Source organism: Microtetraspora niveoalba (assembly GCF_001570405.1).
Classification (GTDB): domain Bacteria; phylum Actinomycetota; class Actinomycetes; order Streptosporangiales; family Streptosporangiaceae; genus Microtetraspora; species Microtetraspora niveoalba.
Map to the genome: position 1 here is coordinate 167,948 of NZ_BBYM01000007.1, position 26,460 is coordinate 194,407.

The following is a 26,460-nucleotide window of genomic DNA, read 5'->3' on the forward strand; positions in this document are numbered from 1 at the left end:
CCGCTGCCCGGCGGTCCGGTCCCGGACTGACGCTGGTCGGGGAGCGATCGAGTGAGCATCGAGCGGCAGCGAGGGAGGACGCCATGTCCGTCACCGTCAAGGACGTCATGGGACGTGTGGCCATCGCGGTCCAGGAGGACGCGGGATTCGCCGACATCGCCGCCGCGATGGAACGGTTCCGGGTGGGCGCGGTGGCGGTCGTCGACGCCGAGCGCCGGCCCGTCGGCGTGGTCTCGGAGGACGACCTGCTGCTCCGGGAGACCGGCGCGCCGGGTGGCCCCGGCGCGTTCTTGGACCCCGGGCGCCGGCGCGAGCACCGCAAGGCGGTCGGCGTCACCGCCGCCGAGATCATGAGCACGCCGCCGGTGACCGTGACCCCGGGGACGCCCGTACGCGTCGCCGCGCGGCTGATGCACGAGAGAAGGATCAAGCAGCTTCCCGTGGTCGACCCGATCAGCGGGCGCATCGCCGGGACCGTGCACCAGTCCGACCTGCTGCGGATCTTCAACCGCCCGGTCGAGGACCTGCGCGCGGACATCGTCGACGTGATCAGGCGCGAGGCCGACCCGGAGTGCCTGGAGATCGTCATCGAGTCCGGCATGGTGACCATCCGGGGACGCGTGCGCAGGCGCTCGCAGATCTGCCACATCGTCGAGGCCGTACGCGCGGTCGAGGGCGTGATCGACGTGACCACCGAGATCACGTTCGCCAAGAACGACCTCGTCGTGCCGCCGCTCCGCTAGCCACCCGTCACCCGGCCCCGGCCGGCGATCCACCGCCGCCGGCCGACACCCCCGGGAACGGGCGCGGGGCGAGGCACGGGGACGCCCGCCGGCGAGCGCCCCGGGTCACTCGCCGCGATCGACCTTGAGCCGCGCGGCGAGGGCGGCCGCCTGCGTGCGCCGCTGCATGTTGAGCTTGCTCAGCAGGTTGGACACGTAGTTCTTGACGGTCTTCTCGGCCAGGTAGAGCCGCTCGCCGATCTGCCGGTTGGTCAGCCCCTCGCCGATCAGCTCCAGGATGTGCCGCTCCTGCTCCGACAACGCGGCGAGCGGGTCGCGCCTTTCGGCCTGCTCGCGCAGGCGCTGCAGCATGGTCGCCGTGGTCTGCGGGTCGAGCAGCGACTGGCCCGAGGCCACCGTGCGCACCGCCCCGACGAGGTCGGATCCGTGGATCTGCTTGAGCACGTACCCGGCGGCACCGGCCATCACGGCGTCGAAGAGCGCCTCGTCGTCGGCGAAGGACGTCAGCATGAGGCAGGCCAGCTCGGGCATCCGGGAGCGCACCTCCCGGCAGACGTCGACGCCGCTGCCGTCCGGGAGCCGCACGTCGAGGACGGCGACGTCCGGCTTGAGCGCCGGGATGCGGGCGATCGCGGACTCGGCGGTGCCGGCCTCGCCGACGACCTCGATGTCGTCCTCGGCTTCGAGCAGGGCGGCCACGCCGCGCCGCACGACCTCGTGGTCGTCCAGGAGGAATACGCGAATCATGACATGCACGCTAGCGTCCCATCCGTCTGGATGGGTAGGCGGCCGGAACGGGGCCCCGCCCGCGCGACCGGTGGGAGACGGAGGTCCCCGAGCAGTGGGACGTTCGGCAGGTGCGCGCCCGCGCGCCTGACGGTGGAATGGTGGCATCGGCCCCCGAGTCGACCCCGAGAAGGAGACGCGCCATGACCGCACCGATCGTCGTCGGAGTCGACGGCTCCCCGCAGTCCACCGCGGCGGTGGACTGGGCAGCCGACGACGCGGCACGCCGCGGCGTCCCGCTGAAGATCGTGCACGTCCGCGAGCCGTGGGCGCACCAGTACCCCTTCCACGCGGTCGAGGGGTTCGACCAGTCGCTGTCCGAGTACTGCGAGGGCGTGATCAGCGCCGCCGCCGAGCGGGCGAGGGGACGCGTCCCCGGGCTCGCCGTCACCGCGGAGCTGTCCGCCGGAACGGTCCTCGAGAAGCTGAAGGCCGAGTCCCGCCACGCCGTCGCCATGGTGGTCGGCAGCAGGGGCCTCGGCGGCTTCGCGGGGCTCGTGCTCGGCTCGGTCGGGCTGGGCCTCGCCGGCCACGCCGCCTGCCCCGTCGTGATCGTACGCGGGCCCGCCAGGGACGCGCGCGGGCAGGGAGAGGACGGCCCTCGGGAGATCGTCGTCGGCTTCGACGGCTCCGAGCACTCCGAGGCCGCCGTGCGGTACGCGTTCGAGGAGGCCGGGCTGCGCGGCGCCGCCGTACGCGTCGTCCACGTGTGGCAGATGCCCGCGTTCACGCCGTTCGCGGTCGGCTACACCCGTGTGCTCGACGAGGTCTTCGAGCAGAGCGGGGAGACGGCGCGCCGGCAACTCGCGCCGTGGCGGGAGAAGTACCCGGACGTGCCGGTGGAGCAGTCCGTCGTCTGCGGGCACCCCATCGCCGTCCTGTCGGACTTCTCGCGCCGGGCCGACCTGCTCGTGGTGGGGTCGCGCGGGCTCGGCGGGTTCGGCTTGGCCGTGCTGGGATCGGTCAGCCACGGCGTCCTGCATCGGGCCCACTGCGCGGTCGCCGTCGTGGGCCGGGGAGAGTGAACAGGGGACGGTGAGCCCGGGAGTCCGGGCCGGTGAGCCGGGGAGAGGAGGAGCGATGAGCGTGGAAACGCTGACCGCGGAGCAGGTCATGACCCGCGTGCTCGTCACGGTCACCGCGGAGGAGTCGCCGCTGATGGCATGGGAGCTGATGCGCCGCGCCGACGTCCACCACCTGCCGGTCGTGGACGACTCCTGCCACGTGCTCGGCATCCTGACCAGGGAGGACGTCGCCGCCACCTGGTGCGGCGGCGGCCCGGACGAGCACTCCTGCCGCCGGGTGGGCAGCCTTCTGAGCCGGCGCAGGCTCCCGAAGGTGGGGCCGGGGCACACGCTGGCGCGGATCACCGCCGTCATGCTCGACGTCGGCTGCGACGCCGTGCCCGTCGTCTCGGGGCCCGGCGTCCTGGTCGGCCTGGTGACCGTCAGCGACGTCCTGCGGGCCGTGGCGGGGCGCGCCGGCCGGAGCGGCGAGGGCCGGGAGGGCTCCGCCGAGGTGCGGACCGGGCTGTTCCACCTCAGCCCCGTGCTCCCGCCCGACTGACCGGCCGCCCACCGGGCGCGGGGCCGACGCCACCCTTCCCGCGTCCTCGACGGCCAGGACGATGGCGGGGACTTCCGCGAGCGCGCCCCGGTCACGGCGTGGGCGAAGGCGGGTCGCGCGCGAGCCGGGGTGACGAAGCGGCCGCCCGCCGGGTAGGAGCCCCCGCATGGGGCACCTGCCGCCGTACGCGCCGATGACGGCCCGGCTCGGCCCGCTGCCGCCCCGGTCGCGGGACGAGCTGTACGGCTACGAGATGAAGTGGGACGGCGTGCGCGCGCTCGGCTACGTCGAGGGCGGGCGGCTGCGCCTGGTCTCGCGCAACGGGCTGGACGTCACGGTCGCCTACCCCGAGCTCGGCCCCCTCGCGGACGCCGTCGCGGGCGCGGCCGTGCTCGACGGGGAGATCGTGGCGTTCGGGCCGCGCGGCCACCCCAGCTTCGCCGCGCTGCAGCCCCGGATGCACCAGCGCGACCCGGCCAAGATCAGGATGCTGGCCCGGACCACCCCCGTCACGTACCTGATCTTCGACATCCTCCACCGAGGGGACGCCACCGCGATCCGCCTGCCGTACGTCGAGCGGCGCGACCTGCTCGACCGCACCATCTCGGCGGGGGAGCGCTGGGACGTGCCGCCGTACTCTCCCGGAGGCGGGGCGGCCGCCTTCCGGACCAGCCACGAGCTGCGTCTGGAGGGCGTGGTCGCCAAGCGGCTGACCTCGGCGTACCAGCCGGGACGGCGCAGCGGCGACTGGGTGAAGGTCAAGCACTTCCGCACCCAGGAGGTCGTCGTCGGCGGATGGAAGCCGGGCGAGGGCAGGCGCGCCCGGGGCATCGGCTCGCTGCTGCTCGGCGTGCGCGACCCGGCGGGCCGCCTGGTCTACGCCGGGCACGTGGGGACCGGGTTCACCGAGGCGGCGCTCGCCGACCTGGGGGCCCGGCTCGCGCCGCTCGCCCGCGCGACCAGCCCGTTCGCGGACGAGGTGCCGCGCGAGCACGCCCGGCACGCGCACTGGACCGAGCCCGTCCTCGTCGGCGAGGTGCGGTACGCCGAGTGGACCGGGGACGGCCGGCTCCGCCACCCGAGCTGGCGCGGCCTGCGGCCGGACCGGCGGGCGGAGGACGTGGTGAGGGAACCGGGCTGACCGGCGACCCGACCCGCGCGCGATCTTACGGCTGCGGCATAACCTGGATTCTGTCGAGTCCGGTTTCGTGCGGCGGTCCGCGAGCAGAGGCGTTTGATGGCGGCGATGACATCCCAGACCTCGAAGCGATCCCACAACAGGCTGCCCATCGAGGTGACGAGCTTCGTCGGCCGCCGGCACGAGGTGGCCGAGGCCAAGCGGATGCTGTCCCAGTCCCGCATCGTGACGTTCACCGGCCCCGGCGGCGTCGGCAAGACGCGGCTCGCCCTCCGGGTCGCCGCCGACGTGCACCGGGCCTTCCCCGACGGCGTCTGGCTGGTCGAGCTGGCCGCGCTGGACGACCCCACCATGTTGTGCCAGACCGTGGCCGAGGCGCTGGAGATCCGCAACCAGTCGCCGCGCCGGTGCGTCGACGTGCTCGCCGACCACCTCAGGGAACGGCAGGCGCTGCTGGTCCTGGACAACTGCGAGCACCTCCTGCAGGACTGCGCCGTACTCGCGGAGACCCTCGCGCGGGCCACCACCGACCTGCGGATCCTCGTCACCAGCCGGCAGGCCCTGGGCGTCGCGGGCGAGCAGACGCTGGCCGTGCCCGCGATGTCGCTGCCGGACGTGGACGGGGCGACCCTGCCGCTGGAGACGCTCACCCAGTTCGACGCCGTACGCCTGTTCAGCGAGCGGGCCTCCGCCGTGGTGCCCGGATTCGCCGTCACCGAGGCGAACCACGAGACGGTGGAGCGGATCTGCCGCCGGCTGGACGGGATCCCGCTCGCCCTCGAACTGGCCGCGGTGCGGCTGCGGGCGCTGTCCCTCGACCAGTTGCTCGACCGCCTGGACGACCGGTTCCGGCTGCTCACCGCGGGGTCGCGCGCCGTGCTGCCGCGCCACAGGACGCTGCGCGCCCTGATCGACTGGAGCTACGGCCTCTGCACGGAGCAGGAGCGGCTGCTGTGGGCGCGGGTGTCGGTCTTCGCCGGAAGCCTCGACCTGGAGGCGGCCGAGGAGGTCTGCTCCGGCGACGGGATCGCCAGGGATGACGTGCTCAACCTGGTGATCGGCCTGGTCGACAAGTCCATCCTGATCCCGGACGAGCAGTCTCCCGCGATGCGGTACCGGCTCCTCGACACGATCCGCCAGTATGGCAGGGAGCGGCTGGAGGAGGCCGGCCAGGACGCCGCGGTGCGGCGGCGGCACCGGGACTACTACCGGTGCCTGGCGTCCGACGCCGACCGGCTGCTGTTCGGCCCGGACCAGGTCGCCTGGTTCACCCGCCTCCAGCGGGAGAACGCCAACCTGCGCACGGCCCTGGAGTACTGCTTCGCGCAGGGGGAGACCCGCACCGGCCTGGAGATGGCGACCGACCTCGTCTACCACTGGACCACCGGCTACTACCTGGGCGAGGGCCGCGGCTGGTTCGACAAGGGCCTCGCCGCGGAGACCGAGCCGACCGCGACGCGGGCCAGGGCCCTGTGGTGCGCCTCCTGGCTGGCGATCATCCAGGCCGAGATCGCCTCGGCCGAGGAGATGCTGGCGGAGGCCCGGGGCCTCGGCGAGCGGTTCGGCCTGGAGCAGGTCCTCGCGTACGTCGCGATCTTCTCCGGCCAGATCGCGATCTACCGGGGGGCGGCCGACGAGTCGATCACGCTGTACGAGGAGGCGGTGCGCCGTGCCCGCGCCATCGGCGACCCGGTGGCGGAGGCGCTCGCCCACGTCCGGCTCATCCTCGTGCGCTCCGTCCTCGGCGACTCGGCGGAGGCGATGGCCGAGGGGGAGCGGTGTCTCGCGGTGTGCGACGCCTACGGCGAGCAGTGGCACCGCGCGTACTGCCTGGTGGCGATGGCGATCGACGTCTGGCGGCAGGGCGACTCCGCCCGCGCGGCCGACCTGGCGAAGGAGAGCCTGCGGTTCAACCGGTCGCTCGACGACATGCTGGGCGCCGGACTGGCCGTCGAGACGCTCTCCTGGATCGCCGCGAGCGAGCGGCGGTACGAGCGGGCCGCGCGGCTGCACGGCGAACTGGAGATCATCTGGAGGTCGATGGGCACCGTCCTGTCGAGCTACGCCTACCTGATGCCCTACCGGGAGGAGTGCGAGGCCCGGACCCGCCAGGCGCTCGGGGAGTCCGGGTTCCGCGCCGCGGCCCGGCGCGGAGCCAGGCTCCCGTACGACGACGCCGTCGCGTACGCCCTGGAGGAGGAGGCTTCCGAGGAGGAGCGGGCCGAACCCTCCGCCGAGCCCTCGCCGCTGACTCCCCGGGAGACGGAGATCGCCCGGCTCGTCGCCGAGGGCATGAGCAACAAGGAGATCGCCGCCACTCTGGTGATCGCGCAGCGCACGGCCGAGGGGCACATCGAGCACATCCTGAGCAAGCTCGGGTTCAGCTCGCGCGCCCAGATCGCGGTCTGGGTCCGCGAACGCGACCACGCGGCCGGGGAATGAGCGGCCGGGGAACGACACGAACGAGGGGGATGAGGGCGTGGGCGCGGCTCTTCCCCAGGGGCCCGGTCGATCAGCGGTGAGGTCGCGCTCGGCCGCCCACGTGGGCGGGGTGGACGCCCGGGCGTCCACCCCGTGTCTCCACCCCGTGTCATCTCCCGGGACGCCCGCCGTCCGGGCCGACCAGACCGGACTGGTAGGCGAAGACGACGAGCTGGGCGCGGTCGCGGGCGTGCAGCTTGGTCATGGCGCGGCTGACGTGGGTCTTGGCCGTGGCCGGGCTGATGACCAGGTGGGCGGCGATCTCGTCGTTGGACAGCCCCTGGGCGGCCAGGGCGGTCACCTCGCGCTCGCGTTCGGTGAGCCGGCCCACCCCGGCCGCCGCCGGTCGCGGACGGCGGGAGACGAACTCGGCGATGAGACGGCGGGTGACGGCCGGTGACAGCAGCGCCTCCCCGCGGGCGGCCACGTGGATCCCGTGCAGGAGGTCGTCCGGCTCCGTGTCCTTGATCAGGAACCCGGTGGCGCCCGCGCACAGCGCCTCGTAGACGTACTCGTCGAAGCCGTAGTTGGTCAGGATGACCACATGTACGCCCGACAGGCGGGGGTCGGCGGCGATCCGCCTGGTGGCCTCGATGCCGTCCATGCCCGGCATCTGCACGTCGAACAGGGCGACGTCGGGCAGCAGTTCGCGGGCCAGGGCGAGGCCTCCGGCGCCGTCGCCGGCCTCGCCGACCACCTCGAGATCGTCTTCGGCCTCCAGGAGCGCGCGGAAACCGGCGCGGATGAGGGGCTGGTCGTCGACGAGAAGGATGCGGATCACGTCAGGTCCTCGGTGGGGAGTTCGGCGCGTACGGTGAAGCCGCCCTGGGGGCGGGGCCGGGCGTGCAGGCGGCCGCCGAGCGCGGCGACGCGCTCGCGCATGCCGGACAGGCCGTTGCCGGGCGTGGGCCGGTGATCGGGGGAGGCGAGGCCGTCGTCGTCGATCCGGACCGTCAGATCACGCTCCCCGTAGTCGAGGGTCACCGTCGCGGCGGCGGGTCCGGCGTGGCGGGAGACGTTGGTGAGCGCCTCCTGCACGATGCGGTAGGCGGCACGGTCGACGGCCGCGGGAAGCGGCCGTGGGCGGCCGGTCACCGTGACGGTCGTCGGCAGTCCCGACGAGATGACCCGTCCGACCAGGTCGTCCAGCCGGTCCAGGCCGCTGCCGGACGGTTCACCGGTGTCGTGCAGCACGTCCAGGGTGGCCCGCAGCTCGCGCATGGCGTCGGCGCCCGCCTCCTGGATGGCCAGCAGCGCGGGGGGCACCTCTTCGCCGCGTTTGCGCGCCAGGTGGATGGCGACCCCGACCTGCACCTTGATGACCGAGATGCTGTGGGTGAGGGAGTCGTGCAGCTCGCGGGCGATGCGCAGCCGCTCCTCTCCGGCGCGGCGCCGGGCGGTCTCCTCGCGGGTGCGCTCGGCCTCGGCGGCTCGCCGCTCGGCCTGCTCCAGGTAGGCCTCCCGGTGCCGGCTCACGACTCCGCCGATCCAGGCCGCCAGGAACCAGCCCAGCAGCAGGATCGTCCGTTCGACGAGCGACCGGACGGGCCGGGTCCCGTCGGCGGTCAGCCAGGCGGTCAGCGATCCGGCGAGGAACACGGCGCCCGCGATCGCGGCGGGCAGGCGGCGACCGTCCTTGACGACGGTGTAGACGGCGACCAGGACGGGGAAGGCCGCCGGCTGGGTGGGGTCGGCTCCCGCCGCGTAGGCGAGCATGCATCCCGTGGTGAGGACGAGCACCGGGATCGGCGCACGGCGGCGGACGGCCAGCGCCAGACAGCCGGTGGCGATCGCCGCGTAGCCCAGCGGACCGATGCCGGGCTCGGTCGTGGCGCCGGCACTGAGCACGACCGCCAGCGCGACGGCGAGGACGGCGTCGGGCACACGCGCGTGCCCTCTCGGATCGAACCGCACCCCCGCACCCTACGAGCGAACCGGAATCTCCTCATCCCCGCCGTGTCGTATCTCCCGGATACTCCGCACGGCGTAGATCGGCGGGGAGCCGGTCCGCAGCCGGTCCCGGCGGATCACTTCGCCGGTGAATGGACCGGGAGCCGGAGGGCGGGCGTCGGGGCGCCGGATCCGGCGTCGCCCCGGCGGGGGTCAGACGTGTCTCATGTCGTGGACGCCGCGGCGGAGACCCGAGGGCGGGAGCTCGGCCCAGACGGTGTCGCCGGTGGCCGTACGGAAACGTCCCCAGCAGCAGGCGAGCCGGTCGAGCCGTTGCCGCCCGGCGCCGTCGCTCCCGGGAGCCGGGGCGGCGAGCCTGTCCCCGGCCCCCTCCTCACCCGAGCCGGGGCAGGTCCTCGCGACCGGATCCGGGTACACGTTCTCGACCTCGACCTCGCAGCGGAGCGTGCCGTCGATGAGATACAGGCTGAGCCGCATCGGGCCGCCCCACTGGCGCAGAGCTCCGGTGAGCAGCTCGGTCACCAGCGGTTCGGCGGCGCATCGCCGGTCGCGCAGCCCCCACGCGGCGAGCTGGGCGCGGACCAGCCGCCGTGCCAGGCGCGCGCAGGACGGATGCCCGGTGAGGGACCAGGACGCCACGTCCGGATCGCCCTCCCCGGCCCGGTGAGCGTCGGGCGGCAGGGAGAACAGCTTGTGGAGACAGTCGGACGCGGCCGACACGAAGGCGGGTCCGAAAGCGCGCTCGAGGATGTGCCGAGGCCCGTGCCCGTGCCCGTGCCCGTGCCCGTGCCCGTGCCCGTGCCCGTGATCGTGGCCCGTGTCGTCACCGGGCCCGCGAGCGGTGTCGTGACCGCGGCCGTGATCGACACCGGTGTCGTGCCGGCGACCGTGGCCGATGTCGTGACCGCCCCCGTGGCGGGCGCCCTGACCGCCTTCCCGGTCGAGAGTGTCCGCCGGCGCGGACGGTGACGCGTTCTCGCCCATGCTTCTCCCTACCCCCTGGTCCTCGTCCGCGTGGACCATCCCCGGAGTCACCTTCTCCCCGAGCCCACCCGTAGGGGACGGGATAAATCCCCATATAAGTACCTATCTCGTACTAAACCCGGGCGATCTGGTGGGTGTCGCAAGAACCACAGGAGATCCCGAGATGCGAGGCCCGCACACTGAGGAGGCTTTCAGGAAGCGCTGTTAGCTTCCGCTTACATGAGCTGGAAACGCAAGGTCAACGCCGCGGTCGGCGGGATCACCGGCTACCACCTCACCCCCGTGGACAGGCCTCCTGGAACGTCGAAGGAGCAGGCGAAGGGGCAGGACGCTCCGCGGAAGGAGCAGGAGGCGGCCGCCGCGCCGTCGTACCACCCGACGGCGGAGGACGACCGGCTGGTGCGCGCGCCGGTCTTCCTGCTCTCCCCGGTGAGATCCGGGTCCACGCTGCTGCGGTCGATGCTGAACAGCCACTCCATGATCCACGCCCCGCACGAGCTGCACGTACGACGCCTCACCGTGGGCTACGGGAACTCCCTGGTCGGCACGGCGATGGAGGCCCTCGGGCACAGCAGAGGCGACCTGGAGCACCTCCTGTGGGACCGGGTGCTCCACCGGGAGCTGGTTCGCAGCGGCAAGCGGATCATCGTCGAGAAGACCCCGGCCAACGCGTTCGCGGCGGAGCGGATCGCCGCCTGCTGGCCGGACGCGCGGTTCGTCTTCCTGCTGCGCCACCCCCTCTCCATCGCCCGCTCCTGGCACGAGGCCGGGGCAGGCAAGAGGGACATGGACGAGGCGGCCAGGGACGCCCTGCGCTACATGAAGGCGGTCGAGCGGGCGCGCCGCTCCCTGTCGGGCCTCACCGTCCGCTACGAGGACCTGACCGACGACCCCGTGGGGACGACCCGCCTCATCTGCGACTTCGTCGAGGTCCCGTGGGAGGAGGCCATGCTCACCTGGCAGGGCGAGGCGTCGTACCGCAAAGGGCTCGGAGACTGGAAGGAGAAGATCAGAACAGGGGCCGTGCAGCCGGGCCGGCCGCTCCCCACCGCCGACGAGATCCCCGCCGTGCTCCAGAAGCAGTGCCACACGTGGGGATACCTGCGGTGAAGGCGCACGCCGAGGTGGAGCAGATCTGGCCCAGGGACGGCCGGATCCGGATCATCGGCCGCGTTCACAACCTCACGCCGGACCCGGACCCCGGCCCGGACGCCTGCCGGCTCGTCCTGGTCCTCAGGCAACGCGAAGATCCCGTCCGTACGGGAGCGGGCCGCGCGGACCGGGCGAAGGGCCCGGCCGGCCCCCGGACCGGGCCGCACGCGGGAGCCCCCGAGGAGTCCCGCACGACGGACGGCCGCAAGGAGGAGGCCCGGGCCCAGGAGGTCCACGCCGGGGCGGCGCTCGACGGGCACGCCTTCGACGCGAGTGTCCCCATCGGCGACCTGGTGCCCGCTCACGGCTCCCTCACCGGCGTCTGGGACGCCTATCTGGTCGTACGCGCGGGCGGCCGGGAACGCCGGCTGCGGATGGGCCGGGTGCTCGACGACATCCCGGACAAGACCAAAGTCATGATATTTCCGGCGCAGGCGGTGCCGGCGGACGACCGCCTCCTGCTCGTACGGCCGCGCTACACCATCCGGAACAACCTCTCGGTCGACGTCGAATGGGGCGCGCGATGAGGATCCGGTACATGCTGCTGCACGCCTACGGCATGGGCGGCACCATCCGCACGGTGATCAACCAGGCGAACGCCATGGCCGCGCGGGGGCACGACGTGGAGCTCGTCAGCGCGGTGCGGCGCAGGGACGAGCCGCAGTTCCCGATCGACCCCCGGGTGCGGCTGGTGCCGCTGACCGACCAGCGCGAGCAGGCCTCCGGCTACCGCGCCCGGCTCGCCGCCCGCCGCGGCAGGGTCGTGCCCCCGGGGGAGTACAAGTCCGACTGGTTCACCAGGGGCGTCGAGCGCGCGGTGGCCGACTATCTGGCCGGCGTCTGGGACGGCGTCCTGGTCACCACCCGCCCCGGGCTCAACCTGCTCGCCGCGCGGTACGCGCCCGACGGCGCGATCCGGGTCGCCCAGGAGCACATGAACATGGCCAGCCACCGGCCGGACGTGCGCGCCGAGATCGTCCGCACCTACCGGACGTTCGACGCCGTCGTCGTCCTCACCCACGGCGACCGGCTCGAATACGAGCGGGCCGTCCCCGGCGCCCGCGTGCTGCGCATCCCCAACGCCGTCCACGAGCACGGCGGCGTACGGCCGGGCCCGCGCGGGAAGGTCGTCCTCGCCGCCGGGCGGCTGACCGAGCAGAAGGGCTTCGACCTGCTCGTCCCCGCGTTCGCCCGCGTGGTCGCCGAGCATCCGGACTGGCAGCTGCGGATCTTCGGGACCGGCCCCGGCGAGGCCGGGCTGCGGGCGCTCATCGAGGAGCTGCACCTCTACAACCACGTCTTCCTCATGGGACGTACGGACCGGCTCGACGACGAGCTGGCCAAGGCGTCGGCCTTCGTGCTCAGCTCGCGTTTCGAGGGGCTGCCCATGGTGATGATCGAGGCGATGTCGCACGGCACGCCGATCGTGAGCTTCGACTGCCCGACCGGCCCGGCCGACGTGCTGACCGACGGCGTGGACGGCCTGCTCGTGCCGCCCGGCGACGTGCCCGCCCTCGCGGACGCGCTCGCCCGGGTCATCGGCGACCGCGCGCTGCGCGAGCGGCTCGGTTCGGCCGCGCTCGCCGGCGCCGCGCCGTACACGAGAGAGGCCGTGACGCCGCAGTGGGAGGCGCTCTTCGAGGACCTCGCCCGGCGGCGGCGCGGCGCGGCGGGGGTGAGCCGGGCGGCGCGCCCCGGCGACCCGCCCGCGCCCGGGTTCCGCCGCCCACGACGCGTCGACCGTGCCGCAGCCGGCGGCGGCCGGGCCCCGGTTCCCGCCGCCCGGAGAGCGAATCGTGATCCACGGCATGGGGGATAAGCGCGCGAATTCGCCCCGACGGCACCGGTAGCATCGGTAGGTAACCATCGGAAGGTGGGGTGCCGCGAGCGCGTCGCACTCCGGCGCGGGCATCCATCGGCCGTCTCAGCCATCGGGAATCGAGCAAGGAGCTACCGTGTCTGCCGCCCTCGAAATACGCATCACCCTCGCCGGAGCCGAGCGCGTGGTGGCGGCGGGCACGACGGCCGGGGAGGCGCTCGACGCCGACGGCCGGTCGGTCATCGCCGCCAGGGTCAACGGCGAGTTGCGTGACCTGGCCGCCGAGGTGGCCGACGGCGACGTCGTCGAGCCGGTCGCCATCGACAGCGCCGACGGCCGGGCGATCCTGCGCCACTCCACCGCCCACGTGATGGCCCAGGCCGTCCAGGAGATCTTCCCCGAGGCGAAGCTCGGCATCGGCCCGCCCGTGGAGAACGGCTTCTACTACGACTTCGACGTCAAGGAGCCCTTCACCCCCGACGACCTCAAGCGCGTCGAGAAGCGCATGCGCGAGATCGTCAAGCAGGGCCAGACCTTCCAGCGGCGTCCCGTCAGCGACGAGGACGCCCGCGAGGAGCTCGCCGCCGAGCCGTACAAGCTGGAGCTGATCGGGCTCAAGGGCGGCGCCGCCGACGAGGAGAGCGTCGAGGTGGGCGCCGGGCAGCTCACCATCTACGACAACCTCGACCCGAAGTCCGGCGAGCTGTGCTGGAAGGACCTGTGCCGCGGCCCGCACCTGCCGACCACCCGGGTCATCCCGGCGTTCAAGCTGATGCGCAGCGGCGGGGCCTACTGGCGGGGCAGCGAGAAGAACCCGCAGCTCCAGCGCATCTACGGCACCGCCTGGGAGTCGCGCGAGAAGCAGGACGACTACCTGCGCATGCTCGAAGAGGCCGAGAAGCGCGACCACCGCAAGCTCGGCGCGGAGCTCGACCTGTTCAGCTTCCCGCCGGAGCTGGGCAGCGGCCTCCCGCTCTTCCATCCCAAGGGCGGGATCATCCGCAAGGAGATGGAAGACTACATGCGCCGGCGGCAGGCGGAGGCGGGGTACGAGTTCGTCAACACCCCGCACATCACCAAGTCGTCGCTCTTCGAGACCTCGGGCCACCTTCCCTGGTACGCCGACGACATGTTCCCGGCCTTCGAGCTGGAGGGCATCGAGTACCGCGTCAAGCCGATGAACTGCCCCATGCACAACCTGATCTTCCGGGCGCGGGGGCGTTCCTACCGTGAGCTGCCGCTGCGGCTGTGCGAGTTCGGCTCGGTCTACCGGTACGAGAAGTCGGGTGTGGTGCACGGGCTGACCCGGGTGCGCGGCATGACGCAGGACGACGCGCACATCTACACCACCAGGGAGCAGATGGCCGACGAGATCAAGTCGCTGCTGAGGTTCGTGCTCAGCGTGCTGCGCGATTTCGGGCTGTCGGACTTCTACCTGGAGCTGTCCACCCGCGACGACTCCGAGAAGTTCATCGGCGACCCCGCCGAGTGGGACGAGGCGACCGAGGCGCTGCGCCAGGTGGCCACCGAGTCGGGGCTGGAGCTGGTGGACGACCCGGGCGGCGCGGCCTTCTACGGGCCGAAGATCTCCGTTCAGGCCAAGGACGCGATCGGCCGCACCTGGCAGTTGTCCACCATCCAGCTCGACCTGAACCAGCCCAAGCGGTTCGGCCTGGAGTACCAGGCGGCGGACGGCAGCAGGCAGACCCCGGTCATGATCCACCGGGCGCTGTTCGGCTCCGTCGAGCGTTTCCTGGGCGTGCTCACCGAGCACTACGCGGGCGCGTTCCCTCCCTGGCTGGCCCCGGTCCAGGTCGTCGGCATCCCGATCGCCGACGCGCACGCCCCCTACCTGCAGGATGTCGCCAAGCGGCTGCGGGAGCAGGGTGTCCGGGTCGAGATCGACACGGCCGACGACCGGATGCAGAAGAAGATCCGCAACGCGCAGAAGGCCAAGGTGCCGTTCATGCTGCTCGCCGGTGACGACGACATCGCCGGCGGCGCCGTCTCCTTCCGCTACCGGAACGGCGAGCAGAAGAACGGCGTCCCGATCGACGAGGCGATCGCCGAGATCGTCGACGCGATCGACCGCCGGATCCAGGTCTGATCACGCCCGATCATCCGTCGCGAGCCCCCGCCGCCCATCACGGGCGGCGGGGGCTCCCGCGTCCCGGAGGGGACGCGCCCGGCGGCGCTCAGGCCCGGTCGTCGTCCTCGGCGGGGTGGCCGCCGCGCCCCTCGCCCGGCAGGCGCACGTCGTCCACGGTCACGTTGACCTCGACGACCCGCATCCCCAGCATCCGGCTCACCGACCTGGCCACGTTGACCTTGACCTCGGCGGCGACGTCCATGACCACGTGCCCGTACACGATGACGATGGTCACGTCCACCGCCACCTGCTGGTTCTCGATCTGGGCGCGCACCCCCTGGGTCGCCCGCTTGGAGCCGACGCCGATGCGGTCCCGGACCGCCTCGAAGGCGCGCTCGAAGTCGCCGCCCAGGTCGGCGACGCCGGGGATCTCCAGCGCGGCGAGCGCGGCGACCTTCTCGACCACCTCGTCGGCCACCTTGATGCGGCCCTTCACGACGGACGCGCCGAGCAGACCGGACCCGCCGTCGTCCGCCTCGCCGAGACCCGCGTGATCGCCCGGATCGCTCGGATCGGCCGGGCCGCCGGGCGGCTCCTCGATCCGCTCCTCGGTCCGCTCCTCGACCGGTGCCCCGGCCGACTCCTCGACCGGTCCCTCGACGGTGGCGACATCGGGCATGTGAACACTCCTCGGAGAATCGACGATCCGTGGGCTCGCTCAGGACGTGATTCTGCCGGAACATGGTGTGATTTATCCGGCATCTGAGGATGTCGATGGAGCCGTTCGCGACCGCCGCCATGGGCCGCAATATGCTGGCCCGCATGACGAACGAGCCGGAGCTGCAGCCGGGAGCGGGAGTGCCTGACGCGTTTGGGAGGCTCTGGACTCCGCACCGCATGGCCTACATCAAGGGCGAGAACAAGCCCAGCGGGTCGGGCCCCGGGGACGGCTGCCCCTTCTGCGAGATCCCCGCGATGAGCGACGAGGACGGCCTCATCGTGGCCCGGGGCTCCGCCGTGTTCGCCGTGCTCAACCTCTATCCGTACAACTCGGGCCACCTGATGGTGTGCCCGTACCGGCACGTCGCGGACTACGCCGACCTGGACGAGGCCGAGACCGCCGAGCTGGCCGACTTCACCAAGCGGTCGCTGCAGGCGCTCCGCAAGGCGAGCGGCGCCCAGGGGTTCAACGTCGGCATGAACCTGGGCCAGGTCGCGGGCGCGGGCATCGCCGCCCACCTGCACCAGCACGTGGTACCCCGATGGGGCGGCGACACGAACTTCATGCCGGTCGTCGGGCAGACCAAGGTGCTGCCGCAGCTCCTGCGCGACACGCGCGACCTGCTCGCCGACGCCTGGCCCGCCGCCTGAGAACCGCCGCGCCGCCGAGCATGCCGCGTCCCCGCGGCCCGCTCGCGGGCGCCCGGCCCCGCGCGTCCGAGAACCCCGCCCCCGGGACGTCGGGGGCGGGTCACGCTCAGGGGAGCGTGACCGCGAGGTGGGCGGCGGGACTCTCGTTGTTCAGCCGGTCGAGGGCGGTGACGTAGTAGTCGCCGCTCTCGCCGGCCGCGTACGCCGGGCTGCCGTCGGCGGGGACGACCGCCACCAGGTGCCGCGCGTCCACGGTCGCGCAGCCGGCGCTCCCGCCGCCCGCGTCCTTCTTGCCGCCCTTCCCGGCGCCGATCCGGTACACGGCGTACGCCCGGGCGCCGGGCGCCGCGGCCCAGGTCAGGGTCCCCGAGGAGGCCTTCAGGTTCGCCGGGGCGGCGGGGGGCCCGGACGGCAGCCCCTTGATCAGCGGAAGCAGCGCGGGCTGGGCGTAGTGGTTCTTGACGATCCGGTCCAGCACGCCCAGCGGGTTCGCGGCCAGCCCCGCCGCGCTGAAGTACACGTCGCCCTTCACCTCGGGGTACCGCCGGTTCACGGTCAGATGGGAGGGCATCTCCGCCGGCTTCGTCCAGGCGGGGGTGTCCTTCGTGCCGACGCGGTAGAGCGCCTGGCCGATGTAGAGGTCGACGTCGGTGCCGCGCACCGCCTCGGCCCACCAGGGCACCAGCGCGTCGTAGTCCGCCGCGGCGAACCCGCGCGGCCAGTAGAGCTGCGGGATCAGGTAGTCCACCGACCCGGCCTTGATCCACGCCTTCGCGTCGGCGTAGATCGCGTCGTAGGCCGACATGCCGTTCGTGGCCGAGCCCTTGGGATCGTCCGACTTGTTACGCCAGATGCCGAACGGGCTGATGCCGAACTTCACGTACGCCTTCGTCCCGTGCACCGCGCGGGACACCTGCGCGACGAGCTCGTTGACGTTGTCCCGGCGCCAGTCGGCCAGCTTGACGCCCTTGCCGTACTTCGCGTGGGTCGCGGCGTCGGCGAACCGCGTGCCGTTGCCCGGATACGGATAGAAGTAGTCGTCGAAGTGGACCCCGTCCACGTCGTAGCGGCGCACCACGTCGGTGACGACCTTGGTCACCCAGTCGCGCACCTGCGGCAGGCCCGGGTTGTAGTAGAGCCGCCCCTCGTGCTTGACCGTCCAGTCGGGGTGGACCCGCGCCGGGTGCCGGGCCGGCAGCGCCGACACGTCCGTCTCGTACGCCGCCCGGTACGGGTTGAACCAGGCGTGGAACTCCAGGCCGCGCTTGTGCGCCTCGGAGATCAGGAACGGCAGCGGGTCCCAGCCCGGATCCCTGCCCGCGCTGCCGGTGAGGTACTTCGACCACGGTTCGAGCGAGGAGCGGTAGAGCGCGTCGGACTCCGGGCGGACCTGGACGAACACCGCGTTGAGCCGGCGCTTCACCGCGTTGTCGAGGATCGTGACGTACTCGGCCCGCTGCCTGGCGGGGGTGAGGCCGGGCTTGGACGGCCAGTCGGAGTTGTGCACGGTCGCGATCCACACGCCGCGGAGCTGCCGCTTGGGGCGGGTGCCGCTCGCCGTGCAGGTCTCCGCGGCCGCGGCCGCCCGCACCGTCGTGGTCTTCTTGGGGGCGGGCTCGGGGCCGAAGGCGTAGGCCGCCCCGGCGCTCGCCGTGGCGACGACCAGGCTCGCCAGCAGCGGGCCACGTATCGAGCGCGGCCGTTCCGGCGCGCGTTCCTCACTGCTCGCCCGCATGCGGCGGCCCTCCCGATTCGCCATGGGACATCAGTGTGGCATCGACCGGAGGATGGTTCGGCCCGATGAGGAAACCCGATGGGGAAAACGCGGGGAATCGTCCCGTACCGGCGGCCGGGCGGCGGAGGACCGCCGCCCGGCCGCCGGGTGAGGGATCAGTGCTCGGCGGACGCGGCGACCTTGTCCGCGAGGTGGGCCGGGAGCGGCTCGTAGCGCAGGAAGTCCCGGTGGAACGTCCCCGTCCCGTGGGACATCGAGCGCAGGTCCACCGCGTACCGGGTGATCTCCAGCTCGGGGACCTCGGCCCTGACGAGGGTGCGTCCCGCTCCGGCCGGCTCGCTGCCGAGCACCCGGCCGCGACGCGCGGACAGGTCGGACATGACGGCGCCCACGAACTCGTCGGACACCAGGACGGAGACCTCGTCCACGGGTTCGAGCAGCAGCGTCGGCACCTTGCCCGCCGCCTCCTTCAGCGCGAGCTGCCCGGCGATCTGGAAGGCCATGTCCGAGGAGTCGACGGAGTGGGCCTTGCCGTCGTAGAGGGTGACCCGGATGTCCACCACCGGATATCCGGCCAGCACCCCCCGCTCCATCTGCGCCCGCACGCCCTTCTCCACGGACGGGATGAACTGGCGGGGCACGACGCCGCCGACGATCTTGTCGACGAACTCCAGCCCGCCGCCGGAGGGCAGCGGCTCGACCTCGATGTGGCAGATGGCGTACTGCCCGTGGCCGCCGGTCTGCTTGACGTTGCGTCCCATGCCCTGGGCCCGGCCGCCGAACGTCTCGCGGAGCGGCACCCGGAGCGGCACCCGCTCCACCTCGACACCGTACCGCCGGGACATCCGGTCGAGCAGGACGTCGGCGTGCGCCTCTCCCATGCACCAGAGCACGAGCTGGCGGGTCTCGGGGTTGTTCTCCAGCCGGAGCGTCGGGTCCTCGGCCACGAGCCGGGCCAGCGCCTGGCTGAGCTTGTCCTCGTCCGCCTTGGACCGGGCGCGGATCGCGACCGGCAGCAGCGGGTCGGGCATGTCCCAGGACCTCATCAGCAGCGGACGCTCCCGGTCCGAGAGGGTGTCGCCGGTCTCGGCCCTGGACAACTTCGCGATGGCGCAGATGTCGCCGGCCACGCACTTGGGCACCGGGCGCTGCGTCTTGCCCAGCGGCGAGCTGAGCCCGCCGATGCGCTCGTCCACGTCGTGGTCCTCGTGCCCGCGGTCGGCGAGGCCGTGCCCCGACACGTGGACGGCCATGTCCGGGCGCAGCGTCCCGGAGAACACCCGGACCAGGCTGATCCGGCCGACGTACGGGTCGCTCGTGGTCTTGACGACCTCGGCCACCAGCGGCCCGTCGGGGTCGCCGGTGACATCCGTCACGGCCTTGCCGTCGATCGTGGTGATCTCGGGCAGCGGGTGCTCGAGCGGTGAGGGGAAACCCTGCGTGATGATCTCGAGAAGCTCGATCATGCCCGTCCCCGGGGCGGTGGCCAGCACGGGATGGAAGCTGGCCCGCGCGACCGCCTTCTCGAGGTCGTCGATCAGGATCTTGGTGTCGATGGACTCGCCCGAGAGGTAGCGGTCCATCAGGGTCTCGTCCTCGCTCTCCTGGATGATCCCCTCGATCAGGTCGCCGCGGTACTGCTCGATCAGGGCGAGCTGCTCCTGGTCGGGCTCCCGCTCGGTGCGGGCGCCGCCGGAGTAGTCGAGGAACCGCTGGGACAGCAGCCCGAGCAGCCCCCTGCCGTCGACCGGCAGGTACAGCGGGGCGACGCCGTCGCCGAACGCGTCCTGACAGCTCGCGAGCACCTCGTCGAAGTCGGCGCGATGGTGGTCGATCTTGGTGATGACCACCGCGCGCGGCATCCCGACCAGGCCGCACTCCTCCCAGAGCATCCGCGTGAGCCCGTCCACGCCGTCGACGGCGGAGACGACGAAGAGCGCCGCGTCCGCCGCCCGGAGCCCGGCGCGCAGGTCGCCGACGAAGTCCGCGTACCCGGGCGTGTCCAGGAGATTGATCTTGATGCCGTTGTGGACGGCGGGGGCGAGGGAGAGGTTGACCGAGCGCTGCTGGCGCACCTCCACCTCGTCGAAGTCGCTGACCGTGGTGCCCTCCTCGACGCGGCCGGGGCGCGGGACGGTGCCCGTGGCCGCCAGCAGCGCCTCGACCAGCGTGGTCTTGCCGGCTCCGGAATGGCCGACCAGCACGACATTGCGCACCATGTCCGGCCGATCGGCCGAGGGTGCCCTGCCCGCGGCCCCTGCTGGGCCGACGTTCGCCTTCTCCGCCACTTCGCCTCCCGGATCTGCGAGCGGCCGGGGGCGCCGGCCGCTCTGCCGTCGCTGCGCGCGCCCCGGACGCCGGGGGCACTTCGCCCCGGGTCGTGCCCGGCGGCGGAACCACCGGGAGGGGCCGGACCGGCCGGCCGTCCTCCCGCCGGGAATCCCAGGCGCGTGTTCTCACCATTTACCCATGTGGCGCAGATCACAAGACCTTTCGGCGGAATGGCCTTGCTCGCCTCACCAGGCGTTCCATGGCCTACGATCGGAGCGCGATGCTGAACGTCCTGCGCCCCGCCGTCACCCGAGTGCTGACCCCCCTGGGGCGGGTGCTCGCCCGCCACGGGATATCCCCCGACGTCGTCACCGCGGTCGGCACGCTGGGCGTGGTGGCCGCGGCACTGACCCTTTTCCCCATGGGCCACCTCTTCTGGGGGGCGGCCGCGATCACCGTCTTCGTCCTCGCCGACCTGCTCGACGGCGTGCTCGCCCGGATGAGCGGCGGCACGGGCAGCAGGTGGGGCGCCTTCCTGGACTCGACGCTCGACCGGCTCGGCGACGCCGCCATCTTCTCCGGGCTCATCCTCCACTTCATCCTTGAGGACGAGCAGGAGATCGTCCTCGCGGGCCTGGCGCTCTTCTGCCTCGTCGCGGGAGCATTGGTGTCATACGCGAAGGCCCGCGCGGAAGGGCTCGGGATGACCGCCAACGTCGGCATCGCCGAGCGCGGCGAACGGCTCGTCGTCATCCTCGTCGCGACCGGACTCTCGGGCCTGGGCGTGCCGTACATCCTGGCGGCCGGGCTGTGGCTGCTCGCGGCGGCGAGCGCGGTCACGGTCGTCCAGCGCATGGTCCACGTCTACCGACAGGCGGTGGTCAGGTGAAGGCCCCCGGCGGGCGTCTCCCCGTAGCCGACCGGATCGTCGCGGCGAGCTACGCCGCGGGCTGGGCGGTGGTCCGGCGCCTCCCCGAGCGCCTGGCCGGATGGATCTTCCAGGTCATCGCCGACGTGATGTGGCGCAGGCGCGGCAAGGCCGTGCGCCGGCTGGAGTCCAACCTGTCCCGCGTCACCGGAGCCGACGCCTCGGCCGCCTCGGTGCGCGAGCTGAGCAGGGCGGGCCTGCGCTCCTACTTCCGTTACTGGGTCGAGGCGTTCCGCCTCCCCTCGATGAGCCGCGAGCGGATCCTCACCGGCACCCGCGCCACCGGCGAGCAGGCGATCTTCGACAACCTCGCCAGGGGCCGCGGCGTGGTGCTCGCCCTGCCGCACATGGGCAACTGGGACGTCGCCGGGGCCTGGCTGGTGCACAAGGGCCACCCCTTCACCACGGTGGCCGAGCGCCTCAAGCCCGAGTCCCTGTTCGAGCGCTTCCTCGCCTACCGCCAGAGCCTGGGCATGGAGGTGCTGCCGCTCACCGGCAAGGACGGCGGCAGCGGCATGGCGTTCGGCACGCTCGCCCAGCGGCTGCGGGCGGGCCGCGCGGTCTGCCTGCCCGCCGACCGCGACCTGACCGCCTCGGGCGTGGAGGTCGACTTCTTCGGCGCGCGCACCCGCATGGTCCCCGGGCCCGCGCTGCTCGCCGTCCAGACCGGTGCGGCCCTGCTGCCCGCCATCCTGTGGTTCGAGGAGTCGGGGTGGGGGCTGCGGGTCCACGAGGAGATCCCGGTCCCCGAGGAGGGCACGCGCCGGGACAAGGTCGCCGCCATGACCCAGAGCATGGCGTCCGTCTTCGAGAAGGGCATCGCCGAGCACCCGGAGGACTGGCACATGCTCCAGCGGTTGTGGCTCGACGACCTGGAGCCCCGACCCGCGGACGCGGCATGAGGGCCGGCGCGGCATGAGGATCGGCATCGTCTGCCCGTACACCTGGGAGGTCCCCGGCGGTGTGCAGGCCCATGTGCGCGACCTCGCCGAGGCGCTCATCGCCGACGGACACTTCGTCTCGGTGATCGCCCCGGCGGGGGACGACGCCCCGCTCGAACCGTACGTCGTCTCGGCCGGCCGGGCCGTGCCGGTGCCGTACAACGGGTCGGTGGCGCGGCTGGCGTTCGGCTTCCTGTCGGCCGGCCGGGTGCGCAAGTGGATCCGCGAGGGCCGGTTCGACGTGCTGCACGTCCACGAGCCCGCCGTGCCGTCCCTCGGCCTGCTCGCCTGCTGGGTGGCGCGCGGGCCGATCGTGGCGACGTTCCACGCCTCCTACGAGCGGTCCCGCGCCATGTCGGTGGCCGCGCCGATGCTGCAGAGCGCGCTCGAGAAGATCACCGGGAGGATCGCGGTCTCCGACGCGGCGCGCAAGACGCTGGTCGAGCACCTCGGCGGCGACGCCGTGCTGATCCCCAACGGCGTCACCGTCGGCCGGTACGCCGACGCCGAGCCGCTGCCCGGCTGGGGGCCGGACGGCGGCGTCATCGGCTTCCTCGGCCGGATGGACGAGCCGCGCAAGGGGCTGCCGGTCCTGCTGTCGGCCTTCGCGTCCCTCGCCGACGAGCGGCCGGGCGTCCGCCTGCTGATCGCGGGCCCCGGCGACGCGGACGACGTGCTCGGCCGCCTGCCCGAGCGGCTGCACGACCGGGTCGGGCTGCTCGGCATGGTCAGCGAGGCCGACAAGGTGCGCGCCTACCACTCGGTGGACGTCTTCTGCGCGCCCAACCTGGGCGGCGAGAGCTTCGGCATCGTGCTCACCGAGGCGATGTCGGCCGGGGCGCCCATCCTGGCCAGCGACATCCCGGCCTTCCGCCGCGTGCTCGGGGACGGCCAGGCCGGAGCCCTGTTCGCCACCGGCGACCCGGACGCCCTGGCGAAGGAGGCGGCCCGGCTCCTCGACGACCCCGGGCGGCGCGCCAAGCTGTCCGACGAGGCGCGGCAGGCGGTCCGCAAGTACGACTGGTCCACCGTCGCCCGCGACGTGTCCCGCGTCTACGAGACCGTGACCGACGCGGCCGCCGGAGTGGTGGAGGACGACGCGCAGTGACGACCACCGTCCTGATCCTCGTGGTGGGCGTGCTCGTCGTGCTCACCGCCGTGTACATCTCCTGGCGGGCCGGCCGGCTCGACCGGCTGCACATCCGGCTGGAGACCGCGCAGGCGGCGCTGGACGCGTCCCTCCTGATGCGGGCCGCCGTCTGCCTGGAGCTCGCCGGGTCGCGCATCCTCGACCCCGCGACCTCGCTCGTGCTCGCCGCCTCCGCCCATGAGGCCCGTACGGCGGGGCCGGACGAGCGCGAGCACGCCGAGAGCGACCTGTCCAGGGCGCTGCGCGCGGTCGTCGGCCAGGACCGGTTCCGGGAGAGGCTGGCCGAGCACCCGGCGGGGCCCGAGCTGCTCGACGAGCTGGACGCGGCGGTCGCGAAGGTCGTCTACTCCCGGCGCTTCTACAACAACGCGGTCGACGTCACCCGTACGGCGCAACGCCGATGGCTCGCGCGCACCCTCAGGCTGGCCGGTCACACGGAATATCCTCGGTTCTTCGAGATCGACGACGCGCCTCCGGCGGCACTTGCCGCGGAATAGTGGGTTTTGACCGTTCCAAGCGGGATCTACTATCCGACGCCGGTAAGCTCGTTGCCATTTCGGCGGCGTGAGCCGGTGCGGAGGCGGCGTTCCCCGTCGGTCCGGCCGGTTCTCCAAGTGAGGAGCTGAGGGTGCGGGCGCAACGGGTGATCGGTGTCACGCTTGGTCTTGGGGCGGTTCTCGCCGGCGCAGCGTGCTCCTCCGACAGCGACGCGCCGCCCGTCGCGGAGCCGCAGGCGGCGACCGCCTCCCCGTCGCCCACGCCGCCGCCCGAGCACCCCTTCACGGGCCGCCCGGTCGCCCAGCGCCGGCCCGTGCTCGCCGTGAAGATCGAGAACACCTCCGCCGGCAAGCCGCAGATGGGCGTGCGCAGCGCCGACATCGTCTACGTCGAGCAGGTCGAGGGCGGCCTCACCCGCCTCATGGCGATCTTCTCGTCGAAGCTGCCCGCCGAGGTGGGGCCGGTGCGCAGCGCCCGGATCTCCGACCTGCACATCCTGCCGCAGTTCGGCAAACCCGCGCTGTCCTACTCCGGCGTGCAGACCAAGATGATCCCGTACGTGCAGAAGGCGTCGCTGTTCGACGTGTCCGACAGCAGCGCGCCCGGCGCCTACTTCCGGGCGCAGGGCCGGTACGCGCCGTACAACCTGTTCGGGACGCCGAAGAAGCTGCTCGCGAAGGCGTCGCAGGCGAGCAAGGCGGGCGACATCGGCTTCGTGTTCTCCGACGAGCCGCCGGCCGGGGGAGTGGCGCAGAAGAAGGTGCGTGTCCGCTACCCCGCGGCGAACTTCGAGTTCGCCTGGTCCGAGGCGCAGAAGCGCTGGCTGGTCAGCCAGGACGGCAAGAAGGACATGGCGGCCGAGGGCGGCCAGCAGGGCGCGCCGACGATCGTGGTGCAGTGGGTCAAGACCGAGAGGTCGGAGTTCCACGACTTCACCGGCAGCTACACGCCCCTGGTCCACAGCGTGGGCAAGGGCACCGGAGTCGTGCTGCGGGACGGCATGGCGTACAAGGTCAGGTGGGAGCGCCCGTCCGAGGAGGAGGGCACCACCTACACCATGGCCGACGGGTCGCCGATGCCGTTCGCGCGCGGCCAGGTCTGGGTCGTGCTCGCCTCGCGCAAGCCCATCGCCCCCTGATGCCTCGCGGCCCGGTCCGGCGGGGGTGGGCAGAGCGTATAAAAAGCGGGATCAACCCGTACAGGATGGTGCGTCAAGCCAAGCTTCGGTCAGGACCTAACATGGAGGGGATTCCATTGGTCAGCCGTCGTGAGGTAGCAACGTGTCCAGCAGCACGCCCGAAGTCAACGAGACCGCCGTCGGCACGTCCCGCGTGAAGCGCGGCATGGCCGAGATGCTCAAGGGCGGCGTCATCATGGACGTCGTCACTCCCGAGCAGGCCAAGATCGCCGAGGACGCGGGAGCGGTCGCGGTCATGGCGCTGGAGCGGGTGCCCGCCGACATCCGCGCCCAGGGCGGGGTGTCCCGGATGAGTGACCCCGACATGATCGAGGGCATCGTCGCCGCGGTGTCGATCCCGGTCATGGCCAAGGCCCGCATCGGCCACTTCGTCGAGGCCCAGGTGCTGCAGGCGCTCGGCGTCGACTACATCGACGAGTCCGAGGTGCTCACCCCGGCCGACTACGCCAACCACATCGACAAGTGGCGTTTCACCGTTCCGTTCGTGTGCGGGGCCACCAACCTGGGCGAGGCGCTGCGCCGCATCACCGAGGGCGCCGCGATGATCCGGTCCAAGGGCGAGGCCGGCACCGGCGACGTCTCCAACGCCGTCACCCACATGCGCACCATCCGCGCCGAGATCCGGCGGCTCACCTCGCTGGCCGAGGACGAGCTGTACGTCGCGGCCAAGGAGCTGCAGGCGCCGTACGAGCTGGTCGCGGAGGTGGCCAAGACCGGCAAGCTGCCGGTCGTGCTGTTCACCGCGGGCGGCATCGCCACGCCGGCCGACGCCGCGATGATGATGCAGCTCGGCGCCGAGGGCGTCTTCGTCGGCTCCGGCATCTTCAAGTCGGGCGACCCGGCCAAGCGCGCCGCCGCCATCGTCAAGGCCACCACGTTCTACGACGACCCGGACGTGGTCGCGAAGGTGTCGCGCGGTCTGGGCGAGGCGATGGTCGGCATCAACGTCGACGAGATCCCGGTGCCGCACCGGCTGGCCGAGCGCGGCTGGTGACCGCTTCGGCCCCGCGGCCGAGCCTGGCGTGAAACGGCGGCCCCCGTCATGGGGGCCGCCGTTTCGGCTTTGCGCGCCCCGGATCCACGCGTCGGCGGACGACGCCGGCGATGACGGGCACGGCCGCCGGCTCTCCCGGCGAGCACCCGCGCCCGTGGGCGTGGAGGCCGGCGCGCGGGTCGCGCGGCGGCACGACCCGATTCCGCCACCTGATCCGGGGGACGTTCCGGTACCCCTGCCTCCAAATAGTTAGACAGACTAAGTTAGTATGACTAACTATGACGACGGATGACACGGGGGCGCTCGCCGAGCGCCTGTCCCGCGAGCTGCGCCACCTGGTGCTGCTGCTGCGCCGCACCACCGCGGGCCAGCCGATCACCACCCAGCAGTACTCCGTGCTCGGCTCCCTGGAGGGCGGCGGGCGGCGGATGACCGAGCTGGCCGAGGAGCACGCGGTGCAGCTCCCCACGATGACGGTGCAGATCAACCGGCTGGAGGACGCCGGGCTCGTGGCGCGCGCCGCCGACCCGTCCGACGCCCGCGTGCGCACCGTCGAGCTCACCGGCGAGGGCCGCGCCCGCCTGCACGCCGTACGGGAGGCCAGGATCGGCTATCTCAGCCGCCAGCTCGGCTCCCTCACCCCCGAGGAGCGCGCCGCGATCGACGTCGCCCTCCCCGCCCTCGCCAAGCTCGGCCGAAGCTGAA

At 72.7% G+C, this 26,460-nt stretch carries 25 protein-coding genes; 18 read left to right on the forward strand and 7 right to left on the reverse strand.

The features are described from left to right. The first annotated feature begins 83 nt into the window (after positions 1-83). On the forward strand, positions 84-743 hold the full coding sequence (locus AWQ70_RS07560) for a CBS domain-containing protein (RefSeq protein ID WP_067172089.1): 660 nt from the start codon (positions 84-86) through the stop codon (positions 741-743). A 105-nt stretch (positions 744-848) separates the two neighbouring features. On the opposite strand, the gene AWQ70_RS07565 is transcribed toward AWQ70_RS07560, so the two are convergent. Next, positions 849-1,490: a response regulator gene (locus AWQ70_RS07565; RefSeq protein ID WP_067172091.1), complete on the reverse strand. Its 642-nt coding sequence runs from the start codon at positions 1,488-1,490 to the stop codon at positions 849-851. 182 nt (positions 1,491-1,672) lie between these two features. Here AWQ70_RS07565 and AWQ70_RS07570 point away from each other — a divergent pair, with 182 nt between their 5' ends. The 4 genes from AWQ70_RS07570 to AWQ70_RS07585 all read left to right on the forward strand — a co-directional run bounded on the left by AWQ70_RS07570 (position 1,673) and on the right by AWQ70_RS07585 (position 6,675). After that, positions 1,673-2,554, forward strand: a complete 882-nt coding sequence (locus AWQ70_RS07570; RefSeq protein ID WP_067172094.1) for a universal stress protein — start codon at positions 1,673-1,675, stop codon at positions 2,552-2,554. A gap of 55 nt (positions 2,555-2,609) precedes the next feature. Then, positions 2,610-3,095 carry a CBS domain-containing protein gene (locus tag AWQ70_RS07575; protein WP_067172096.1) on the forward strand — a complete coding sequence of 162 codons (486 nt, stop codon included), beginning with the start codon at positions 2,610-2,612 and terminating at the stop codon, positions 3,093-3,095. Positions 3,096-3,261: 166 nt separating this feature from the next. Continuing rightward, a complete protein-coding gene (ligD, locus tag AWQ70_RS07580) occupies positions 3,262-4,236 on the forward strand; it encodes a non-homologous end-joining DNA ligase (protein ID WP_067172098.1) in 975 nt (324 codons plus the stop codon). 105 nt (positions 4,237-4,341) lie between these two features. Continuing rightward, entirely contained in the window at positions 4,342-6,675 is a 2,334-nt protein-coding gene (locus tag AWQ70_RS07585; RefSeq protein ID WP_245646820.1) for an ATP-binding protein, read from the forward strand. A 148-nt stretch (positions 6,676-6,823) separates the two neighbouring features. Here AWQ70_RS07585 and AWQ70_RS07590 read toward each other — a convergent pair whose 3' ends face one another. From AWQ70_RS07590 to AWQ70_RS38670, 3 genes are all read right to left on the reverse strand, one after another. Continuing rightward, positions 6,824-7,495 carry a response regulator gene (locus tag AWQ70_RS07590; RefSeq protein WP_067172102.1) on the reverse strand — a complete coding sequence of 224 codons (672 nt, stop codon included), beginning with the start codon at positions 7,493-7,495 and terminating at the stop codon, positions 6,824-6,826. Then, the gene (locus AWQ70_RS07595) at positions 7,492-8,628 is read right to left on the reverse strand and encodes a sensor histidine kinase (protein WP_067172104.1); all 1,137 of its coding nucleotides are present in this window, start codon (positions 8,626-8,628) and stop codon (positions 7,492-7,494) included. The genes AWQ70_RS07590 and AWQ70_RS07595 overlap by 4 nt, the downstream gene beginning before the upstream one ends. 189 nt (positions 8,629-8,817) lie before the next feature. Next, positions 8,818-9,345 (reverse strand): ATP-binding protein, encoded by a 528-nt coding sequence (locus AWQ70_RS38670; protein ID WP_157529934.1) that lies wholly within the window; start codon positions 9,343-9,345, stop codon positions 8,818-8,820. 42 nt (positions 9,346-9,387) lie between these two features. On the opposite strand from AWQ70_RS38670, the gene AWQ70_RS38675 reads away from it, so the two are divergent. From AWQ70_RS38675 to thrS, 5 genes are all read left to right on the forward strand, one after another. Beyond that, entirely contained in the window at positions 9,388-9,594 is a 207-nt protein-coding gene (locus AWQ70_RS38675) for a hypothetical protein (RefSeq protein WP_067172107.1), read from the forward strand. 234 nt (positions 9,595-9,828) lie between these two features. Further along, entirely contained in the window at positions 9,829-10,719 is an 891-nt protein-coding gene (locus AWQ70_RS07610) for a sulfotransferase family protein (RefSeq protein WP_067172109.1), read from the forward strand. Continuing rightward, a complete protein-coding gene (locus AWQ70_RS07615) occupies positions 10,716-11,288 on the forward strand; it encodes a hypothetical protein (RefSeq protein WP_067172111.1) in 573 nt (190 codons plus the stop codon). The genes AWQ70_RS07610 and AWQ70_RS07615 overlap by 4 nt, the downstream gene beginning before the upstream one ends. Beyond that, the gene (locus tag AWQ70_RS07620; protein WP_084516648.1) at positions 11,285-12,580 is read left to right on the forward strand and encodes a glycosyltransferase family 4 protein; all 1,296 of its coding nucleotides are present in this window, start codon (positions 11,285-11,287) and stop codon (positions 12,578-12,580) included. Before AWQ70_RS07615 ends, AWQ70_RS07620 begins: the two co-directional genes overlap by 4 nt. 136 nt (positions 12,581-12,716) lie before the next feature. Next, entirely contained in the window at positions 12,717-14,687 is a 1,971-nt protein-coding gene (thrS, locus tag AWQ70_RS07625) for a threonine--tRNA ligase (protein ID WP_067172115.1), read from the forward strand. A gap of 88 nt (positions 14,688-14,775) precedes the next feature. Here the strand turns inward: thrS and AWQ70_RS07630 are convergent, their stop codons facing one another. Then, positions 14,776-15,348, reverse strand: a complete 573-nt coding sequence (locus tag AWQ70_RS07630; protein WP_067172118.1) for an Asp23/Gls24 family envelope stress response protein — start codon at positions 15,346-15,348, stop codon at positions 14,776-14,778. A gap of 143 nt (positions 15,349-15,491) precedes the next feature. On the opposite strand from AWQ70_RS07630, the gene AWQ70_RS07635 reads away from it, so the two are divergent. Beyond that, positions 15,492-16,040, forward strand: coding sequence for an HIT family protein (locus AWQ70_RS07635; RefSeq protein ID WP_218004455.1), 549 nt, complete (start codon positions 15,492-15,494; stop codon positions 16,038-16,040). A 106-nt stretch (positions 16,041-16,146) separates the two neighbouring features. On the opposite strand, the gene AWQ70_RS07640 is transcribed toward AWQ70_RS07635, so the two are convergent. Together AWQ70_RS07640 and AWQ70_RS07645 are read right to left on the reverse strand one after the other, a co-directional pair. Then, positions 16,147-17,799, reverse strand: coding sequence for a glycoside hydrolase family 10-like protein (locus tag AWQ70_RS07640; protein ID WP_245646822.1), 1,653 nt, complete (start codon positions 17,797-17,799; stop codon positions 16,147-16,149). Between the two features lie 131 nt (positions 17,800-17,930). Beyond that, entirely contained in the window at positions 17,931-20,063 is a 2,133-nt protein-coding gene (locus tag AWQ70_RS07645) for an elongation factor G-like protein EF-G2 (RefSeq protein ID WP_067172123.1), read from the reverse strand. Between the two features lie 263 nt (positions 20,064-20,326). Here AWQ70_RS07645 and pgsA point away from each other — a divergent pair, with 263 nt between their 5' ends. The 7 genes from pgsA (at position 20,327) to AWQ70_RS07680 (ending at position 26,459) form a co-directional block, all read left to right on the forward strand. Then, entirely contained in the window at positions 20,327-20,935 is a 609-nt protein-coding gene (gene pgsA, locus AWQ70_RS07650; RefSeq protein WP_067172125.1) for a phosphatidylinositol phosphate synthase, read from the forward strand. Beyond that, complete coding sequence (locus AWQ70_RS07655) at positions 20,932-21,876, forward strand: phosphatidylinositol mannoside acyltransferase (RefSeq protein WP_084516625.1); 945 nt, start codon at positions 20,932-20,934, stop codon at positions 21,874-21,876. The genes pgsA and AWQ70_RS07655 overlap by 4 nt, the downstream gene beginning before the upstream one ends. Positions 21,877-21,889: 13 nt before the next feature. After that, positions 21,890-23,023, forward strand: coding sequence for a glycosyltransferase family 4 protein (locus AWQ70_RS07660; protein WP_067172127.1), 1,134 nt, complete (start codon positions 21,890-21,892; stop codon positions 23,021-23,023). Next, positions 23,020-23,562, forward strand: coding sequence for a hypothetical protein (locus AWQ70_RS07665; RefSeq protein ID WP_067172129.1), 543 nt, complete (start codon positions 23,020-23,022; stop codon positions 23,560-23,562). Before AWQ70_RS07660 ends, AWQ70_RS07665 begins: the two co-directional genes overlap by 4 nt. A 131-nt stretch (positions 23,563-23,693) precedes the next feature. Beyond that, the gene (locus tag AWQ70_RS07670) at positions 23,694-24,701 is read left to right on the forward strand and encodes a DUF3048 domain-containing protein (RefSeq protein WP_067172131.1); all 1,008 of its coding nucleotides are present in this window, start codon (positions 23,694-23,696) and stop codon (positions 24,699-24,701) included. Positions 24,702-24,843: 142 nt separating this feature from the next. Continuing rightward, complete coding sequence (gene pdxS, locus AWQ70_RS07675) at positions 24,844-25,755, forward strand: pyridoxal 5'-phosphate synthase lyase subunit PdxS (protein WP_084516626.1); 912 nt, start codon at positions 24,844-24,846, stop codon at positions 25,753-25,755. A gap of 278 nt (positions 25,756-26,033) precedes the next feature. After that, entirely contained in the window at positions 26,034-26,459 is a 426-nt protein-coding gene (locus AWQ70_RS07680) for a MarR family winged helix-turn-helix transcriptional regulator (RefSeq protein ID WP_067172133.1), read from the forward strand. The last annotated feature ends 1 nt before the right edge of the window (position 26,460 follow it).